15 protein-coding genes, 1 tRNA gene and 1 pseudogene are annotated in these 18,115 nt (G+C 70.5%); 7 read left to right on the top strand and 10 right to left on the bottom strand.

What is annotated here, in order from left to right; genetic code table 11:
* Window positions 1-200: 200 nt before the first annotated feature.
* The 3 genes from OG624_RS00930 to OG624_RS00920 all read left to right on the top strand — a co-directional run bounded on the left by OG624_RS00930 (window position 201) and on the right by OG624_RS00920 (window position 4,062).
* Window positions 201-446, top strand: a complete 246-nt coding sequence (locus OG624_RS00930) for a hypothetical protein (protein WP_371638869.1) — start codon at window positions 201-203, stop codon at window positions 444-446.
* Window positions 447-1,290: 844 nt separating this feature from the next.
* A complete protein-coding gene (locus OG624_RS00925) occupies window positions 1,291-2,481 on the top strand; it encodes a cytochrome P450 family protein (RefSeq protein WP_371638868.1) in 1,191 nt (396 codons plus the stop codon).
* A 1,032-nt stretch (window positions 2,482-3,513) separates the two neighbouring features.
* On the top strand, window positions 3,514-4,062 hold the full coding sequence (locus OG624_RS00920; protein WP_033225570.1) for an SMI1/KNR4 family protein: 549 nt from the start codon (window positions 3,514-3,516) through the stop codon (window positions 4,060-4,062).
* Here the strand turns inward: OG624_RS00920 and OG624_RS00915 are convergent.
* The 3 genes from OG624_RS00915 to OG624_RS00905 all read right to left on the bottom strand — a co-directional run bounded on the left by OG624_RS00915 (window position 4,059) and on the right by OG624_RS00905 (window position 7,749).
* The gene (locus OG624_RS00915) at window positions 4,059-4,205 is read right to left on the bottom strand and encodes a hypothetical protein (RefSeq protein WP_158711950.1); all 147 of its coding nucleotides are present in this window, start codon (window positions 4,203-4,205) and stop codon (window positions 4,059-4,061) included. The two genes, OG624_RS00920 and OG624_RS00915, sit on opposite strands and share 4 nt — an antisense overlap.
* Window positions 4,206-4,231: 26 nt before the next feature.
* Complete coding sequence (locus OG624_RS00910) at window positions 4,232-5,596, bottom strand: glutamate decarboxylase (protein ID WP_033225572.1); 1,365 nt, start codon at window positions 5,594-5,596, stop codon at window positions 4,232-4,234.
* A gap of 152 nt (window positions 5,597-5,748) precedes the next feature.
* The gene (locus tag OG624_RS00905) at window positions 5,749-7,749 is read right to left on the bottom strand and encodes a hypothetical protein (protein ID WP_051763840.1); all 2,001 of its coding nucleotides are present in this window, start codon (window positions 7,747-7,749) and stop codon (window positions 5,749-5,751) included.
* A gap of 137 nt (window positions 7,750-7,886) precedes the next feature.
* Here OG624_RS00905 and OG624_RS00900 point away from each other — a divergent pair, with 137 nt between their 5' ends.
* On the top strand, window positions 7,887-9,092 hold the full coding sequence (locus OG624_RS00900; RefSeq protein ID WP_033225574.1) for an SMI1/KNR4 family protein: 1,206 nt from the start codon (window positions 7,887-7,889) through the stop codon (window positions 9,090-9,092).
* 157 nt (window positions 9,093-9,249) lie between these two features.
* Here OG624_RS00900 and OG624_RS00895 read toward each other — a convergent pair whose 3' ends face one another.
* From OG624_RS00895 to OG624_RS00885, 3 genes are all read right to left on the bottom strand, one after another.
* Window positions 9,250-10,161, bottom strand: a complete 912-nt coding sequence (locus tag OG624_RS00895) for an ADP-ribosylglycohydrolase family protein (protein WP_371638867.1) — start codon at window positions 10,159-10,161, stop codon at window positions 9,250-9,252.
* Between the two features lie 124 nt (window positions 10,162-10,285).
* Window positions 10,286-10,990, bottom strand: a complete 705-nt coding sequence (locus tag OG624_RS00890; protein WP_371586974.1) for a hypothetical protein — start codon at window positions 10,988-10,990, stop codon at window positions 10,286-10,288.
* A 202-nt stretch (window positions 10,991-11,192) separates the two neighbouring features.
* A tRNA-Ala gene (locus tag OG624_RS00885) sits at window positions 11,193-11,269 on the bottom strand.
* Window positions 11,270-11,660: 391 nt separating this feature from the next.
* On the opposite strand from OG624_RS00885, the gene OG624_RS00880 reads away from it, so the two are divergent.
* Window positions 11,661-12,296: a carbonic anhydrase gene (locus tag OG624_RS00880; protein WP_371638866.1), complete on the top strand. Its 636-nt coding sequence runs from the start codon at window positions 11,661-11,663 to the stop codon at window positions 12,294-12,296.
* A 315-nt stretch (window positions 12,297-12,611) separates the two neighbouring features.
* On the opposite strand, the gene OG624_RS00875 is transcribed toward OG624_RS00880, so the two are convergent.
* Window positions 12,612-13,844 (bottom strand): GNAT family N-acetyltransferase, encoded by a 1,233-nt coding sequence (locus OG624_RS00875; protein ID WP_371586972.1) that lies wholly within the window; start codon window positions 13,842-13,844, stop codon window positions 12,612-12,614.
* Between the two features lie 236 nt (window positions 13,845-14,080).
* Here OG624_RS00875 and OG624_RS00870 point away from each other — a divergent pair, with 236 nt between their 5' ends.
* Window positions 14,081-14,818: a hypothetical protein gene (locus OG624_RS00870; protein ID WP_371586971.1), complete on the top strand. Its 738-nt coding sequence runs from the start codon at window positions 14,081-14,083 to the stop codon at window positions 14,816-14,818.
* Window positions 14,819-14,901: 83 nt separating this feature from the next.
* On the opposite strand, the gene OG624_RS00865 is transcribed toward OG624_RS00870, so the two are convergent.
* From OG624_RS00865 to OG624_RS00855, 3 genes and pseudogenes are all read right to left on the bottom strand, one after another.
* The gene (locus OG624_RS00865; protein ID WP_033225581.1) at window positions 14,902-15,483 is read right to left on the bottom strand and encodes a TMEM165/GDT1 family protein; all 582 of its coding nucleotides are present in this window, start codon (window positions 15,481-15,483) and stop codon (window positions 14,902-14,904) included.
* Window positions 15,484-15,662: 179 nt separating this feature from the next.
* Window positions 15,663-16,225: pseudogene (locus OG624_RS00860) on the bottom strand (ATP-binding cassette domain-containing protein); the annotation flags it as partial.
* A 48-nt stretch (window positions 16,226-16,273) separates the two neighbouring features.
* On the bottom strand, window positions 16,274-16,720 hold the full coding sequence (locus OG624_RS00855) for a hypothetical protein (protein ID WP_033225585.1): 447 nt from the start codon (window positions 16,718-16,720) through the stop codon (window positions 16,274-16,276).
* Between the two features lie 521 nt (window positions 16,721-17,241).
* Between OG624_RS00855 and OG624_RS00850 the strand changes: the two genes are divergently transcribed.
* Entirely contained in the window at window positions 17,242-18,114 is an 873-nt protein-coding gene (locus tag OG624_RS00850; RefSeq protein ID WP_244290987.1) for a CPBP family intramembrane glutamic endopeptidase, read from the top strand.
* Window position 18,115: the final 1 nt, after the last annotated feature.

Here is an 18,115-nt window from a genome sequence, read left to right as displayed (position 1 = left end):
GCCGCGGCCGCCGCCCGGCAGCGGACGCAACTGCCCGGCGGTGACTCAGGCCCTGCCACGCGGCCGGCCCGATGCCGGCGCCCATCTCGGCGTGTCCGAACCCGAACCCTGCGTGGCAGACGAGCATGTGGTGGTACGTAGCAGGCCTGCTACGTGAAGTTGCCTGCCTCGCGCCTCCGTCGGAGGCCCTGGCGCATCGCTTGAGGCTGTTGATCGAGCACGGCTGGCAAGAGCTCTCCGAGGTCGATGTGGCGGTGGTCCAGATCAGGGGGATCCACTTCGCTCTCTACCGGCTGAACACCAGCCTCCTGAAGGGCACCATCGTGTGCGTTCTCAAGGACACCGAGGACGACGAAGCCGCGATCAACACCCTTCCCACCGCCCTGGGTATCGGCCCCGACGCAGTGACGTACCGGGGAAATGTACGAAGCGGCGAGGCCCAGTGACTGGCAGCAGGACCTCCGACTTCACGCGGCCTTGGGATCGGTACTGCTGCGGGCACAGCAACACCGTTTCGGAGGTGTCCGCGTCACGGCGGCCGGCGAACCACTCGGCCTGGACAGCGCCCTGGCCGCCGAAGCCGCCAAGATCCTCGAAGCCCGCCGGGCCGTCCCCGTTCACTACGACAGCTGCGCCCACCGAAGGCCGCGACCAACTGATCGCGGCCTTCGCCGCAGTCGGCCTCGGTGAGCGACTGGACCTGGGCGACACCGACTGACCAACCCTGGACGGAGGCTGAGCCTTGCATGCGGTAGACGCGAGGCTGGGGCGGTGGCCCAAGGGGCGGTTCCCTCCCGGGCTGATCCTGGACGGTCTCGCACGCACACCTGATCCTGGGGCCGAACCCCTCCCGTTCTCGCCCCGGACAGTTCCTGCGGTATAGTGGATCTTGAGCTCGCGGCCCGGACAGTGGTTGTGGAGCCTGGCGTTGGTGGTCCAAGGAAAGACATCCCACTTCCCGTGGGGGAATGCAGGTGCAAGGCCTGCCCAGCGCTCGATCAAGGCCCCGGCCTCCTCACGGAGACCGGGGCCTTTTGCTGCAGGGACCTCTCGCATCGTGACTGCGCAGGGTCCCGGAAGAAGCCGCCGACCAGGCGTCGGTTGTGGCCGCTGCTCCGGTCCAGGAGCGCCCTCAGCGCGCGTTCAGCCAGTTGTCGAGCGAGGGATATAGCCGGCCGCGGGTCCTTGCGTCCATCATCACGATGCGTCGTCGTGGCCACACCTTCGGGGCCCATGTTCTGGCTTCGGTGCGGCCGTTGTCCGGCCGAAGCCACAAATTAGGGTGGTCCCATGGATCTACAAGGCGACCTTTTGAAGCACCCGCACGATGCGTACCGGCATCTGCGTGACACTGCGCCGGTACAGCGCATCGCAGGGCCCACCGGCGAACCGGCATGGCTCGTCACACGGTACGAGGACGTACGCTCAGCCCTTGCGGATCCGCGGCTCTCCCTCGACAAGACCAACGCCGCGGAAGGCTCTTACCGCGGCTTGTCCTTGCCGTCGGCCCTGGACGCCAACCTCTTGAACATGGATCCACCCGACCACACCCGCATCCGCAAGCTCGCCAGCAGGGCCTTCACGCCCCGCCGCATGAACGCGCTGCGCGCCCCGATACGGCGGACCGCGGACCGCCTGCTGGACGTGCTCGGCACGGAGGGTCGAACCGACCTCATCACCGCATACGCCGCCCCGCTGCCGATCACCGTCATCTGCGACCTCCTCGGCATCCCGGACGACCATCGCAAGGACTTCCGCGCTTGGACCAACGAGCTGATCGCACCGGACCCCAGCCGCCCGCAGGCCGCCAAGCAGGCGATCGGCGTCATGCTCGCCTTCTTCACCGAGCTCATAGCGCACAAGCGCCGGCACCCTGCCGCCGACCTGCTCTCCGACCTGATCGAGGTTCGCGACAGCGACGGCGACCGGCTCAGCGAGGACGAACTGACGTCGCTCGCCTTCCTCATCCTCGGCGCCGGATACGAGAACACCGTCCAGCTCATCGGAAATGCCGTGCACGCACTCCTGAGCCATCCCGAGCAACTGGCACGCCTCCGTACGGATCCGTCGAAGATTTCCGAGGCTGTCGAGGAACTGGCGCGCTACGAAGGGCCCGCGCTTCTGGGGATCCGCCGTTTCCCCACCGAGGACGTGACGATCGGAGACGTCAGGATTCCTGCGGGGGAAACCGTCCTGCTGTCGCTGTCTGCTGCCAACCGCGATCCCGCCCGCTTCCCCCACCCCGAGCAGCTCGACGTCGACCGCGACGCCTCCGGGCACCTGGCACTGGGCCACGGCATCCACTACTGCCTGGGTGCACCGCTGGCCAGGGCCGAGGTCGAGATTGCGCTGGCCGCACTCCTCGAGCGGTTCCCCAGCCTGACGCTGGCCGAGCCAGAACCCCGGTGGCGGCCGTCCATGCGTGCCCGTGGCCTCCTCGAGCTGCCGGTGGAGTACAAGACCGCGCGGCCGCCCGCCTAGGAACGGCACACTGCCGCCGCTCGTGAAGTGAGTGAAGGCCGTCCGATGCGTGCGGCGATCGGCGCGCGCTTTGTGTGACACCTTCGGAAGCATGGTGATCAGGGCCTACGTCATGGGACGGATCTTGGTGAAGGCCGCCTGCCGGCAGGGACGATGCCGTCCGCGATCTCCCGAAGCAGTCCAGTTCCTCAGCACTGGAGGATCTTCTGATTGACAATGACGCCTGCCATTTCAAGATCACCCCCTGCATGGCAGGCCATGAATCATGACGCTACTCACCCAGAGCACGACCCTCGCCCGCCCGTCCCACCGCATGGTCGAGATCTACGACTCTGACGCCTACCGCACCGACAGCACGGCCGTGGCCGCCGCGGAACGCAGCGTTGTCGGCAGCAACGGCTACCACCTCTATCTCTTCAGCCTGCAATCCGACCTGGAGGTGGAGGCAACTGTTCGGGTGTGGGACGAACCGCAGCCTTCGCCCGGCGAGGCAGAGGGCTTCACAGAAGTCAGTCTTGAGTCGGAGACCGGGATCCTGGTGATCGGCCAGTTCGCGTTCGGACCTGCGGCGGAGATGTCTCTTCCAAGGCCGGGCGTCTACGAGGGACACGTTTCATGGACCGGCCGGATCGCCGCTGCCGAATACTACGAGCAAGGGTTCCCATCGGCCGTTCTCCCACGGTGGGGAGACCGGATCGTAGACACCTGTGCCACTTCGCGGCAGCCCGTACAACGCCTCACCGGCGTTCTGGATCACGGAGATCGAGGAACGCAACGGCAACGGCACAGGTCACCTGGATGCCGTCGTCAACTCCGCGCCTCGCTCCAGCGATCCACGCACGACGGCAGAGACCACATCACCTCCTGGACGGCGAGCAACGGTTCCGCCTTCAGGTACGGGTACGAGGGGCCGGCCGCGCTACGCGGACCGTCGGACCGGACGGATACATGTCGTCCTCCTCGACCTGCGACAGTGATGTTCGAATCACCCCGCTACATCGAACGCACCGGCCAACTTTCAGGAGCACCGAAGTGCACCCCGCCGTGGAAGCCCTCGTCCAGCTCGTACCTCCGCAGCAGGAAGCAGCCCCTCGGGACTGGTCGGCCGTCCACAGCAGACTCGGCCATGACCTTCCCGAGGACTACCGCCAACTCGTCGACACCTATGGCGGAGGCTTGTTCGACGAGGTGATCTGGATCCTGGAGCCCGACTGCGAGGACAAGGAATACGATCTCTTCGCCATGATCCAGGAGCGTGCCGAAGTACTTGAGCGGCTGTGGGAGAAGGGCCGCGGCGAGCCCAAGCCGGCACAACTCGCGAAGCCCGCCAGTAGCCTCGTGCCGTTCGCGCACATCGAGGGCACCGGTGCCTTCCTGTACTGGCTCACCCAAGAGGGCCAGGACCCCGCCGACTGGACGGTGATGGCCGATGCCGGGCGGGGACCGGAATGGGAGTACTACCCCGTCTCCTGCGTGCGGTTCGTCAAGGCGGCCCTGACCGGCGAGATCCGCAGCAACATGTTCGACGAGATGCTCCCCACCGACAACCACACCTTCGAACCGACCCGCGACTTCCTCTAGGCGGCGGCTCTGCGGTCAACGCCGGACAGCAGGCCCCGCTCGAAGCCGAGGGCCTCCGGGACGAGCGTGCCGCCGAACCCGAAGGGGACCTTCACGGCCGCCGATTGCCGGCCGCCGGCCGCCGGTCGCCGATTGCCGGTCACGCGGAAAACTGTCCCGTCACAGTGCGTCAGTAGCCGGTGCCGCGCTTGACCTGGGTTCGCTCGATGCTGTGGGCCGCTCCCTTGTCGTCCAGCGTGCGGCAAGCGTCGGCGATGTCCTGGGTCAGGCGGTCGACCTGTTCGCGGCTCAGGGTCTCCTTGACCAGGGCGCGCAGGATCTTCACCCGTTCGGCGTTGGGCGGGAGGGTGTAGGCCGGCACCATCCAGCCCCGCTCGGCCGAGAGCTGCCAGGCGATGTCGGACTCGTCGTACGCGTGCTTGCCGGCGAGCCGGAAAGCGACCAGCGGCAGCTGCTCCAGGTCGCTCCCGATCACTTCGAAGCGGCCGCTGTCGCGCAGGTTGTCCGCCAGCGCGCGGGCGTTCTCCTGCATCGCCTTCATGACGTAGGTGTAGCCCTGGCGGCCGAGCCGCACGAAGTTGTAGTACTGCGCGAGCACCATCGACGCACCGGTCGAGAAGTTCAGCGTGAACGTTGCGTCGGTCTTGCCCAGGTAGTTCTCGTAGAAGACGAGGTCCTTGGCGAGGTCGGCCTCTTCGCGGAAGATCAGCCATCCGATGCCGGGGTAGACCAGTCCGTACTTGTGTCCCGAGACGTTGATCGAACGGACCTGCTCCAGCCGGAAGTCCCATTTCGAGTCCGGGTAGAGGAAGGGCCAGACGAACGCGCCGCTGGCGCCGTCGACATGGATCGGAATGTCGAGGTCCCGCTTCTTACGAACGTCCCGTAGGAGCTTGTCGATCCCGACGACGTCGTCCTTGTGGCCGGTGAACGTAGTGCCGAGGACGGCGACGACACCGATCGTGTTCTCGTCGAGGCGGGGCTCGACGTCCTCCGGGCCGATCGTGTACTTGTCCTCGGCGAGCGGCACGATCCGCGGCTCGACGTCGAAGTAGCGGCAGAACTTCTCCCACACGACGTGGACGTCACCTCCGAAGACCAGGTTGGGCCGGTCGGTCGAAAGGCCGGCTGCCTGGCGGCGCTCGCGCCACTTCCACTTCAACGACAGCGCGCCGAGCATGATCGCCTCGGACGAGCCCTGCGTCCGGCATCCGGTCGTCCGGCCGGGCGCGTGGAAGAGGTCCGCGAGCATGCGTACGCAGCGCTGCTCGATCTCGGCGGAAATGGGGTACTCGGCGTGGTCGATGAAGTTGCGGTGAAGGTTCTCGGCGATCAGCCGTTGGGCCTCCGGCTCCATCCATGTGGTGACGAAGGTGGCGAGATTGCGCTGCGGGTCGCCCTCCATGGCGAGATCCACGTCCACGAGCCGCATCGCGTCCGTCGCGGCCATGCCTTCCTCGGGGAAGGTCTCCGAGGGAGCGGGCACCGTCAGGAATCGGTTGCCGAACAGAGCCGAGTCGTCGCGCTTGGTCATGCCTCGATTCAACAGCGCCGGAGCCTGCCGCGGTCGAGGGACACACCGCGAGGCCGGCGACACCGTCACAGACGGGCCAGTCGTGCGGCGAGGGGAGACCTGGCGCAGGCCGCCCGCACGCTCCGGCCCGGCGGGCCCCGCACCTCCAGGGCTCAGTCGCGGCCGCCCGTGCCGCCGTCGAGGGCGGTGATCCGGGCTCCGCTCGCGAGCCGGGCCGTCAGCGACACGGGGGCGCCCGCCGCGCCGACGGGGGCCACGAGGCTGCGACCGCCGGTCTCCGCACGGACGGCTCCGCTCGCGGTGATGGCGGTGACCTCCCGGCTGCCCGCCGCGAGCAGATACCAGCGGCCCGCCGGGGAGCGCCAGCGGGTGCCCGCGAGCAGGTGCTGGCCGAAGCGGCCGCAGGCGGCGGTGGACCGGGCGCGGGCGACCTCCTGCGGCGGTCCGGAGGGCGGGCGCAGCTGGACGAGGACGTCGCCCGGGCCGGCCCAGCCGGAGGCGCGGGTGCAGCTCCAGACGGCCCGGCCCGCGCCGTCCGGGAGGTCGGAGTCGGCGAAGTCCCAGATGTTGACGGCCCGCACCCCGCTCCCGCCCCCGCCTCCGCTCAGGGTGTGTAGTCCGCACGCGCCGGCCGCCCAGGCGGTGCGGGCCGCGGCTCCGGTGGCCTCGCGGGGCTGCCGGGCGGGCACGGCGCCGGGGCCGTCCGGCAGCGGGGTGTAGGTGAGGTGGACGGGGGCGAGCGTGCCCAGGTCGGTCAGGACGAAGGAGTGCTTCTCCACGATGCGGGCGGAGGAGGTGAGTTCGACGACGGGCCACGCGCCGCAGCCCCCGCTCCCACTCGGTACGGGGACCGCGGCGGTGACCCCGTCGGCGGCGACCGTGAGGGGCCGGGCGGTGTCGGCGGCGCGGAGCAGGTCGCGGGTTCCGGCGGAGGCGATCCAGGGCGCGAGCAGGTAGCGCGCGGCCGTGCCGTCGGCGGTTCGGGTGAGGGTGAGGGCGGCGGCGGTGGTGACGCCCGCCTCGTCGGTGCGGGCGACGTCGAGGGTCCGCGTTCCGTGCGGCCCCCCGGCCGATTCGGTGTAGCGCGCCACGCGGTCGCCCTCGGCGTCGAGCAGTAGCACCACGGCCGTCGCCCCCGGGTCGCCGGGCACGTCCCCCGCGTACAGCAGGTGGGGCGGGTGTGCGGGCGGATCGGCCGTGGTGCCCGGCGCGGCAGTGGTGCGGACCCCGCCGGGCCGGGCCGACCAGGCGCCCAAGGCCCGCGTGAGCAGCGCCCGGTCGGCGGTGCGGCCGCCCCGGGCGGGCCAGGCGGTGAAGTCCACCCGGGCGGTGTCCGCCCACGCCTCGGCCGGTACCCGGGCCAGCCGCGCGGGATCCAGCACCCCGGCGGCAACGGCTCCGGCGGCGGGGACGGCCTGGCCGCGCGGGGGCGAGCCGCCGGCGACGAGGACTCCGGCGACCAGGACCGCCACCACGGCGGCGGCCCACGCGGCGCGCACCCGCCGGCGGCGCCGCAGCAGATCGGTGGGACGGGCGCTGACCACGCTGGCGTCGAACCCGGGGTTCAGCAGGGCGGCCGGCAGCGGCGCGCCGGGGGCCACCGCCCGCGCCTCGCGCACCGCCTCCTCGGGCCCCGCCGCACCGGCCGCGCCGAGCAGCCGGGTCACGTCCTCCTCGGCCAGTCCGTCCAGCCGGTGCAGCACGAAAGCGGCCCGGACCGGCCCCGGCGCCGCCCCCAGCAACTCCGCCGCCTCGTCGATCCCGCCCGCCGGGGGCCACAGCCGCAGCCCCCACACGAAGGGCGGCGCGGGGAGCCACCCGGTCCGGGCCGGCAACCCCCTGGCCGCGCCCGCCGGAGCGAGGGCCGCGCGCACGACCCGTACCCGCAGCTCCTCCAGGGTGCCGCCCGGCGCGCCCGGATCGCGGCCACCGCCCGCGCGGGGCAGGGCCTGCTGGACGGCGCGGTGCGCGAGGAGCACGCGGGTGTGCCGACCGAGGGAGGTCGGGAGGGTCAGGTAGGCGAGGCGCACCAGGCGCGGATACCGCTCGACCAGGACGGCCTCGGCCCGCTCGACCGCCCCGCGCGCGGAGGGTGTCGCGGAGGCGGGCTGGGTGCCGTGGGGCTGGGAACCGGATCGCGGTGTTGTGGCCACGGCCCGTCAAACGAGTGAATCTTGGGATGGTCACACGCCCTTGTCGGGGACGCGTACCTGCCGCCGCCCGATTTCCGACTGGTTTGCGGAGACGGAAGAATGTGCCGATCACATGGCGCACGCTGGAAGGACGTCAATTGCCATCGGACATAAGCACGTTTGCCACCCCCTCATCCGAACGCCCGCCCTCCTCCGTACCCACCGACTGGGCGGCCGTCGAGCACTGGCTCGAGCTGCGGCTGCCGGCTGACTACAAGCGGTTCGCGGACCGGTACGGTCCGGTGGACTTCGGTGAGTACGTGTGGATCCACGTGCCATGCGTCCAGCGGGACCGCTTCGACTACGGCGAGTGGCTGCGTACGACGCACCGGCAGGCGCGGATCGAGACACGGGGGCTTCCCGAAGCCGAGCGGCCTGTGTTCCACCCCGAGCCCGGCGGCCTGTTGGCCTGGGGCTGCACCAGGGGCAGCGACGTGTTGTTCTGGGACACCTCGGCCTCCGCCGACCCCGACCGGTGGACCGTGGTCGTGCAGCACTCGGGGGCGGTGCCGGGTAGCGGCCTGCTCCGGTGGCACCGGTACGACCTGACGCTCACCGACTATCTGCGGCACACCGTCCGCGACACCTGGGAGCTCCCTTCTCCTCCCGGCCCGCTGATGGGCCCACTGCCGGGTACCGTCGCGCGGACCGCCTTCCTCCCCGACGCCGAGGCGTGGATCCCGCCCGCGCCGGTCCCGCCTCGGCTCACCGAGGCCGAGCGCCGCATCGCGCTGGAGACCGGCATCGGTTCGGACGGGCTGCGGCTGCTGTCGCCGCCACCCGAGCGGCCGTACCTCGGCAACGGCTCCTGGGAGGGACTGTTCGCCGAGCTGGGCACACGGCTGCCGGGGGAGTACGTGCGGCTGATGGACGGGTACGGCGCGGGTATCTGGAGCGAGTGGCTGCGTTTCCACACCCCGCTCCGGGTCGGCGAGCGGCGTTTCCTCACGCACGTCGAGGACACAGCGGACGCCTATCGGGAACTCAAGGACGGCGACGCCGACGCCACCTGGTACCCGCTGGCCGTCTGGCCCGAGCCCGGCGGCTTCCTTCCCTTCGCCAACTCCATCGACGGTGACTACCTCGGCTGGCTCACCGAGGGCGAGGATCCCGACACCTGGCCGCTGATCGTCTGGCCCCGCCACGCGCACCAGGGACCGCCACTCGAAGACGGCCTGATCGACACGCTCCTCGCCTGGCAGCGCGGCACGTTGGTCACACCTGGGTTCGCCGCCCTGGACGAGGACGACGACCCTGTCGAGTTCGCGGGCTTCCGGTCCTGGGACGACCGCGCCTACTGGTGACGCCCCGGCCGGTGACCGTCCGGTTGCCCGTCCGGCCGGTGCGCCGGGACCACACCCGCACGGCTGACGCCCTTCGCGGGTAAGCGTTCGCGGGTACGCGCCGTCCGCCGCGGTCGCAGCCGCACAGCGCGGTGGATCGCCCCGCGGAGACGGGTTCCTACGCCGACATGGTCGGGGGCAGCGGTTCACGGGCTGCGTGCCAGGCGGGCGGAAGGGCGGTCACGCCCGTGCGAGCGGCGATCACCCCGCCCACGATGGCGCACGTCGTGTCGATGTCGCCGCGCCCGGTGACGGTGAACCACAGGCCCTCGTGCAGGTCGTCGAGGTGCCCGGCCGCGCACCAGAGGGCGTAGGGAACGGTGTCGGGCCCGGACATCCGGTAGCCGGAGCCCAGGACCTCCGCGGCATGCCGGACCGAGGTGTGCTCCGGCATGCGGGCCGCGATCCGCACCCCGGACCGGACATCGCCGACGGGTAGCCGTTCGGCGACGGCCCGGAGGAAGTCCGGCCGCGCCGGGGCGGCCCCGCCCCGGCTGCGCGTGGCCAGCGCCGCGGCCACGGCGACCGCCACCGCCCCGGAGACGGCCTCCGGGTGGTGGTGTGAGACCGCACTCTGGCCGGCGGCCTGCTCGGCGACGGCGTCGAGATCGGCGGCAAGCCAGGCGCCGAGCGGGGCGACGCGCATGGCCGCACCGTTTCCCCAGGAGCCCTGGCCGCCGAACTGCTCGGTGACCACGTCCCGCCAGGGCTCGCCCGCGCCGATCCGGCGGAGCACGTCGTGCATCGAGGCTCCGTAGCCTCGGTGCGTGTCGTCGGCGTAGGCCTCGGCGAGACGCAGGGCGAGGCGGTCCTGGTCGACGGTGCCGCCGCCCTCGGCGAGCTCCCGGACGAGAACGAGCGCCTGGGCGGTGTCGTCACTCCACCGCCACAGCGGCTCCGGAGGCAGGAGCCGTGCTTCCAGGGCGGCCGGGCCTTCGCGGCGCAGGATGCCGAACCAGCGGTCGCCGAAGGCATCTCCGAAGGCGAGCCCGGACAACGAGTCCAGCGCGGCTGTGGGCAAGTTGATCATCGGAGCAGTATGGCAAGGAGACCGTGCCCCTGACATTTCGATTTCGCCTCGCGATCCGCTGGTAGATCACCGTGAACGGGGCCGGGCCGAGCCTGGGCTGTGTACCGGCCGGGTACGGCGGGTGTCAGCCGATGTCGTCCGGGTCGTAGACGTCCTTGTCGGCCGGGACGTCCACCTGTACGGGCCGGTTGATGTCGGTGAAGGCGAGATCGATCGCGTTCGGTCCGCTGGTGGTCGCCTTGAGCAGGAACGGTTCGCCCTTGGTGGCCACGAGGAAGACCCCTTGCATCGAGTTGACCGTGACCGCTTCCTGTCCGTCGGTCTCGGTCAGCGCGCCCTTCTGCGCGTCCGGGACGCTGTACATGTCCCGGAGCAGGCCGTCCCGGTCGCACAGGTTGGTCAGTCCCTTCAAGGAGGGGTCCGAAGCCTCCATGCGCATCCAACGGCCCGACATCTCCTTGCGGGCCGGGCCCGCCTGTTCCTCGGGCATGCCCTGCGTCTGGGCGAGGAGGAAGGCCTCGTCGCCGCGGAGGAACGCGTGAATCCGGGTGCGGACCACTTCGATGTTCCCGCCGCTCCGGGTCGAGAGGGTGCCCTTGCATTCGCCGGTTCCGCTGATCGACAGGTTCACCTGCGTGGATACGCCCTGGCTGGAAGTCGTCCCACTGACGGTGAACGTGGAGGCGCCGCGCAGCGCGGTCACGGAGTCGTTCAGCACGCGGGAGCCCGACAGACCGGGGAGGGGCTCGGACGGCAGACATCCGGTGAGCCCCAGGGATGCGGTACCGGTGAGGGCGACGGCGGCGATCAGGCGGTGAGCGGTGTGCACAGCGGCTCTCTCAGGTGGGGGAGCGGGTCGGAAGGAGAGTACGGGCGTCCGCACAGCGGCCCGACAGCGGGTCGGACTGTCGATGAGCCCACACCGGTCGCCGCACGACCCGTGCCGGGGCGGGAGCTGCGTCCGGCCTGCGGGTCACAACCGGCCGCCGGGGCACGTCCTGGCGCCGGCCTTTTCGTGGGTACTGCACGGCGGGGGACCGGCCGGATTCGAACCGGCGTCCTCCCCTCTTGCCAAGAGGGCGCGTCTACCTCTGCGCTACAGCTCCCCCGCCGTGGTATGTGCACCTTATGCGTTCACGTCACAAGCCCCTAGCGGGTTTTCGAGCGTGCCGTTCGTGGGCCGCCATCCGGGGTTCGTAGCGTGCGGGCGGGTCCCGCCAGGAAGCCCGGCCTGATCCGTCAGCTCATGAGGTCGCACCACGAACGGAGTAACGATGCCGGACGACGACGCCGCGCTGACCGACCTCGTCCGGGCGCAGCGCGACACCGCCGGCTGCGTCGCGCTTCACGGCTGGGTGGAAACCGCTGTCGGGCCCCTCGGGTCGCGGGCCTGTTCGACGGGATCGGGCAGGCCGGTCTGCCGTTGTGACCGGGGGTTCTGGTGCTCCTGTGGTGAACCCCACGCTGTGGTGGGCCGGGTGGGGTCGTAGCCTGCGGCCATGAGTGATGACCTCTCCTTGACTCCGTCCGAGGCCTTCGAGCTGCTGTTGGCCGGCAATCAGCGGTTCACCGCGGGTACCCCCGAGCACCCGAACCAGGACGCGGCGCGGCGCACCGAGACCGCGCCCGCTCAGCGCCCGTTCGCCGTCCTGTTCGGCTGCTCCGACTCCCGGCTCGCCGCCGAGATCATCTTCGACCGTGGGCTGGGTGACCTGTTCGTGGTCCGCACCGCGAGCCATGTGGCGGGTGCGGAGGTGCTGGGCAGCATCGAGTACGCGGTCAGCGTGCTGGACTGTCCCCTGGTCGTGGTGCTGGGCCACGACACGTGCGGTGCGGTGGCGGCCACCCGTACCGCCCTGGCCGACGGTGTCGTGGCCACCGGATACGTACGAGATGTCATCGAGCGTGTGACGCCCAGTGTCCTGGCGGCCCGTGCCGCCGGACTCACCGAGGACGACGACATCATCGCCGAGCACATACGCCACACCGTCGACTTCCTCCTGGACCGCTCCCGCGTCCTCGCCGAGCAGGTCGCCACCGGCCGGGTGGCCGTGGTCGGCCTGTCCTACCGGCTGGCCGACGGCAGCGCCCGGGTCGTCACCACTCGCGGCCTGCCGCAGGAAGCGGCCGCCTGAGCAGAGCTCACCCAGACCTCTGCCCGGGCCGGAGCCGTGAAGCTCTGCGGGCCGCCGCCCGAGTGAAGTCTCTGAAGAACCCCGGCGCGGGCCGCCACCATCCGGTGGCGGCCCGCGCTGCCGTGTGTCCGAGGCCGGTCCGTGCACTCCCGCAGAGGTGCGTCTTCCCTCGCGTAGCCGTACGCGGAAGCGACGAGCCCCACATCCGCACCCGCAGGACGGCTGCTCCATCGGGGGAGAGCCGTCCTGCGGATCCCGGCCGTGCAGGGCCTTCGACGCCGGCGACAGACCCCCGTCCCGCGCAGGCCGAGCCGACTAGTAAGGAAGGTAGTAGCTGAGTACGTCCGCGGTCAGTGGAGGGAAGAGCACCTCGAACAGCTCCTCGTCCGCGGAGTAGACGTCGGGGCGGATCCGGGTCAGTCCCTCGATTCCGTGCGGGCCGAACAGCAGGGCGGCCAGATGGTCGGGCGCCACCCCCGCGCCCTTGACCGCTCCTGGCGACTGGATCGGGCCGCCGGTGACGACCTCACCGAGTCCGTCGGCGAGAACGGGAATCCGGTGGTGGGCGCCGAAGGTGGAGAGGACGATGTCTCGGCCGGTGCGGTCGATCCCGGCCGCGGTGAGGCGCTGCCAGAACAGCGGACGCAGCCTGTCGAGCAGTGCCGCGGCATCCGGGATGCGGATGTAGTACTGCTCTGCGTTCCCGCGCGGCTCGTGGTCGAGGAACTCCTGCCACGCGTCGCCTGTCACGGTGCCTGCCCGATGGACGATCCGTAGCGGGTCGTCGCCGGATGCCAGAGCGGCGACGCCGCTCAGGAGGTCCCGTGCCGCCGCCTCGTCCCGTGCCGCGGCCTCGGCCAGGAGCATCTCCTCACCGGGAGGCGTGGTGCGCGCGGTGGCGATGACCGTATCGGCATGCTCGAGAACCCAGAGGTTGCTCGACTCGTGGTCCAGGAGCCATCGCCAGCACGCCGCGGAGTGCGGCATGGTCACATCGAACCCGCTCTGGGCCGAGGCTTGCAGGGCAGCCATGGAGGGAATGTCCGAGGGCCGGGCGGCACGGAGCGTGCCCGCTCCTTCGCCGGGCGGCACGGCCTTCACGTTCAGCACCTGCGGTATGTCGATCGCGTACTCGTAGCCGAACCGCCGGTAGAAGTACGGGATTCCGATCATCGCCTGGACGACGTGCCCACGGGCGGCGGAACGCTCGTGAGCCCAGTGCATCAACGCCCGTACGAGCCCCCGCCCCTCGTACGCGCTGTCGGTGGCGACCAGTTCCACCTGGCCGGCGGGAAGACGGATACCGCCGATGTGCACCTCCTCGTCGAGGAGCGTCGCGGTGGACACGATCCGGTCGCCGTCGACGACCACGGCACAGGCGGACAAGCCAGCGTCGGGGTCGGTGACGACCAGCCGGTGGTCGATGGCGTCGTCCGGCTCACCGCGCTCGGACAGGAGCGCGCCGATCTGGTCGAGCTCCGCGGGCCTCGCCTCTCGCAGGGTGAGGCCGTCGGCCAACGAAACAGGGACGGAAGAAGCGTTGGTCATGATCACAGCCAGACTGTGGCATCGCCCGGCCACCTCGGCCAACTCGTTTTTCGCGGCTCGTCCTCAGCGCCGATGGGGGTAACGGTCGAATGTGTCCGGCAGGCAACCCGCCAGCCCAACCCACGCCCGTTGTCTTCCTATGAGATGGCCCCTCAGGTTCCCCGCGTCGCCGGTACGATCCACGGATCCACCTCGGGCGGTGAGGGCCGACCGGGGTGCCAGTGAGGGGAACCATCGTGAATCGCACCTCCGTCAGGGCTGCCCTTGCCGTGGCCTTGGTCCTGACCGCGGCAGCTTGTAACGGCGGCAACGACGACAAGCCCAAGACCACTACCACCGCCGCCGCCGCCGACGGTACGGCGCCGTCCCCGTCCGCCTCGTACAACGACCGGCTGCTGGACGAGGGACAGAAGCAGTTCCTGACCGTCGTATGGAAGTACACGCCCAAGCGGTCCGAGATCTCCGCGATGTCCGCGCAGGACCTGAAGGCCATGACGGAGACCTACGCGGCCGAGTGCTCGGGCCGCCGCAAGGACCGCGAGCAGTCGCTCAAGGGCTCCCCGACCGGGCAGAAGGTCACTCCGGAACAGTTCACCGAGGTCCTGAACGCCTGGGACGAACTGTGCGGCATCGAGCCGGGCGCCCGCGAGGAACTGCTGAAGCACGTCAAGATCTCCAACGGGCACGTCGACCCGGACTACGGGGGTGGCCCGGTGTATCTGTACGACCTCTCGATCACCAATCTGGGCAAGGACACGGCCGATTACCGCGTCACCATCGAGGCGTACGACAAGGACGGCGACTTCCTCGGCGAGCAATCCGCCTTCGCCGAGCGCCTCGGCCCCGACAAGACCAACCGGCAGCCGGAACAGCTGATCGTCCCGACCGGGGTCTCCAACGGCACCATCGCGGACATCGCCGACCTCAAGGTCACCGATGTGGAACGCGTACCCGGCGGCACACTGTTGCAGTAGGCCGCGACCGACGTCCCCCACTCCCGCTCCACCATCACCAGATCGGCAGGGGCCCGCCTCCTGGCCGGAGGCGGGCCACCAGGTCAGCCGGTGAAGGCTTCGACGAGGGTCCAGACGGCGAGGCCTGCCATGCAGACGGCGCCGATGCGTTGGACGGTCTTCAACGGCACCTTCTTCGCGATGAACTGTCCGGCCACGAGGGCGAGTGCGGAGACGGACATCAGGGCGGCGGCCGAGCCGATGGCGGTCGGAAGCCAGCCGTTGGAGGCGGCGAGGTTGGCGGTGGTGATCTGGGTCAGGTCACCCCACTCGCTGATGAAGACGGCCATGAAGGCGGTGGTGTACACGGGCCAGAAACCCGCCACGATCTTGCCCCCACCCTCTTCCTCGTCGTCGTCCCCACCCCGGAGCAGCACGAACGCCCCGAAGGCGAACAGAGTGGCGGAGACCAGTTTGACGGCCATGGTGGGCAGCAGGCTGAGCAAGCTGCCGGCGCTCACCGCGATGGCGACGTGCACGATGAACGCGGTCGAGGTGCCGAACCATACGTACAGAGGGCGCATGCGGGTGCCCATGGCCAGCGACGCGAACATGGTCTTGTCGGGGAGCTCGGCGAGGAAGATCAGCCCGAAGGCGGTGAGGATCGCCACAGGGTCGAAGGACATTCCGGGGTCTTTCTGCAGGGGCCGGGCCGCCTGCTCCTTCGACGCCCGACCTGGGCGATGGGAAGAACCACTCGGCCCGGCACGACGAAGCGACCCGCACGATGATGCGGGCCTGGTCATGCCGTAGCCGAAGGTCTCGTCCACCCCTTATGCGGGGCCCGATGGCCGGGAAGCCCGAGGGCTTCCAGTGTGTCGACCAGCGGTATCGCAGGACTACTCCCCTTCGCTCCTCCCATCGTAGCGCCTGCCGGCCTCCTCGGATCCGGCGGGCACGCGGTCGCCCTCTCCCTGATCCGTTCCGAGGGCGGCTCACTGCTCGGCCGGGACCGTGCGGGGCCGCCTGAAGCGGATCGGCCGAGCAGGGCCGTGACACCGAGGTCGTGGACCAGGCGGGTAGCGGCGGCCAGGACCTCTTCGGCGGCCGTCGGGTCCAGCGTGGAGGTCGGCTCGTCCAGCACGAGCACCCGCGGGTGGGCGGTGAGGACGGATCCGATGGCGACCCGCTGCCGCCGGCCGCCCGGCAGCTCGTGCAGGGCGTGGTGACGCAGGTCGAGGGTCTCCTCGACGCGCTTGCGCATCGTGGCCGGCGGGGCCGTCAACTGCTGCATTGCGTACCTCGACGGTATCGGTGACGAAACCGTCGAGCGGGTCTTGGCCCACCACACCCATCACGTCGGCGGGTGAAGTGCGGGACGAGCCCGTCGACCGCATCGAGCAGGGTGGACTTGCCGACGACGCGGTGCGAGTCCCCAGCAGGGCTTGCACCGCGTCGTCCCGGTTCGGGCGGTGGCTACGGCAGCTTCAGCCAGGGGCTCTTGTTGGCCAGGGTGGCGGTGTGGCTGCTGGTCCAGAAGATGGTCGTGTAATTCCCGTAGGCCTTGCCGGCCTTGCCATTGAAGTCCGGTGAGGTGAAGTGCTTGTTCGTGACGGCTCCCGCAGGACAGTCGTAAATCTTCTGCGACACGATCCTCGAGCCGCCGGTCTCCAGTGTCTGGAGCATGATCTTGCAGGCGGGGTGCCCCGCGCGCAGGGTGACGTACGCGTCGGGTCGGCCGACGCCCGCCCTCGGGGCGCTGATGCAGGACTTCCAGTCGACGTAGCTGGAGCCGAAGCCCTCCGAGTACTGCCAGCAGCCGCCGCCGCTCGCCGCGTTCGCGGTGGGAGCGAAGACCAGCGACGAAGCGAGGATGCCGGCCGCGCCGAGGAGGCCTGCGGTGGCCCGAGTGATCTTTGACATGCCCATTCCCCCATGGCGTAACCGTCAGGTGACGGATGGTCAGGGTCGAAATTATGGGCCACCCAGCAAGCCGCCCACCGGAAGGGCCACGCTGTTCAGAGGTAGATTTGAGGAAGCAGGCACCACGACCGGCTTGCCCCGCGACTGTGACGAGCGGCGGAGTGCGGGCAACCGCGCCGACACCGTGACGCCGCGCGACGACCGCGGCCGCACGATCGACACCGAGTCCTACAGCCCGCCCATGGCGGGGAAGGCGCGAGGTCCGCGGCGCAGCAACAGACGAACCGCCGAGGATCGCTACCCCGAACGGCCCGCGCCGCCGCCGCACGGCTGGCCTCGCAGTGCCCCCGAACGCGCCGGAACACTCCACCACCACAACCTGACCCACCCTGGGGAAGGGGTGTACCTGGATACACCCCTTCCTGCACCCACGTGCAAAGACGCCCCCGACCCCGACCGGCAGAGTCGAACGCGGGGCGTGACCGCCGCGCCCCCAGCGATCCACGGGGAGGCCGGGCACCATGCCGGACCACAAGCAGCACCAGGACCAAGCGCAGGAACAGCGGCCCGTACCGCGCAGCGGATGGAAGGCGCAGGCAGGGATGTTCCTCGCCGTCGCCTTCCTGGCGGCCGGACTGTGCGGGGCGCTCCAGCCCTCGACCGGCATACCACCCGAGGTGCTGCAACTGACCCAGTTCGGCCCCGCCCTCGCCGTGGCGGCCGTGGCACTGCTGTGGCCCGGCCGGATCAGGGACCGGCTCATGGGAACGCTGCCCGCCCGCAGCAAGGGACCGGCACACCATGCGACCCGGCGGCCGTCGTCCGGCAACCGGGCCGCTCTCCTCCTCACCCCCGCCCTGATCACCGCACTGTCCGCCGGCGGCGCCGTGCTCACCTCCGGCTCCCTCCCCGTCACAAGCCCCCAAGCCCTCGCACACCCCCTCACCCTGCTCGTGACCGCCCAACTCATCGGTGCCTGCGCCGAGGAGATCGGATGGCGCTGCTACCTCCAGCCCCTGCTGCGCACCCGCTTCGGCCCGGTCACCGCCTCCGCCCTCGTGGGGACGGCCTGGGGCCTGTGGCACGTACCGGCCCTCACCCAGGGGCCGGTCTACGCGGCCGGATTCCTGACAGCCACCATCGCGATGTCCGTGATCCTCGGCCTGGCGCTGGAACGCGTACGGAGCAACCGGCTCCTGCTCGCGGGCGGCTTCCACACCCTGGTCAACCTCGGGATGCTGTTCGTGACGGACGAGACGTCCCCGGCAGCAACGCCGATGGTGGTCTTCGGCGCCGCCTGCCTTGCCGCAGCACTCCCGTGGGTCGCCTCCGCACGCCGGGCGGCGACCACGCCGGATAGGATCACCGCCGCAACAGCGGACGGACCGCGCTGAC

Origin of the sequence: Streptomyces virginiae (assembly GCF_041432505.1) — a bacterium.
In the GTDB taxonomy this organism is placed as follows: Bacteria; Actinomycetota; Actinomycetes; order Streptomycetales; family Streptomycetaceae; genus Streptomyces; species Streptomyces virginiae_A.
This window is presented reverse-complemented; position numbering and strand designations above follow the sequence as displayed.

Excerpts from the sequence above, each read along its gene's own strand:
- OG624_RS00850 (WP_244290987.1), top strand. The coding sequence starts at position 17,242 with ATGCCGGACCACAAGCAGCACCAGGACCAAGCGCAGGAACAGCGGCCC.
- OG624_RS00910 (WP_033225572.1), bottom strand. The coding sequence starts at position 5,596 with ATGACCAAGCGCGACGACTCGGCTCTGTTCGGCAACCGATTCCTGACG.
- OG624_RS00875 (WP_371586972.1), bottom strand. The coding sequence starts at position 13,844 with ATGACCAACGCTTCTTCCGTCCCTGTTTCGTTGGCCGACGGCCTCACC.
- OG624_RS00865 (WP_033225581.1), bottom strand. The coding sequence starts at position 15,483 with ATGTCCTTCGACCCTGTGGCGATCCTCACCGCCTTCGGGCTGATCTTC.
- OG624_RS00880 (WP_371638866.1), top strand. The coding sequence starts at position 11,661 with ATGAGTGATGACCTCTCCTTGACTCCGTCCGAGGCCTTCGAGCTGCTG.
- OG624_RS00855 (WP_033225585.1), bottom strand. The coding sequence starts at position 16,720 with ATGTCAAAGATCACTCGGGCCACCGCAGGCCTCCTCGGCGCGGCCGGC.
- OG624_RS00925 (WP_371638868.1), top strand. The coding sequence starts at position 1,291 with ATGGATCTACAAGGCGACCTTTTGAAGCACCCGCACGATGCGTACCGG.
- OG624_RS00895 (WP_371638867.1), bottom strand. The coding sequence starts at position 10,161 with ATGATCAACTTGCCCACAGCCGCGCTGGACTCGTTGTCCGGGCTCGCC.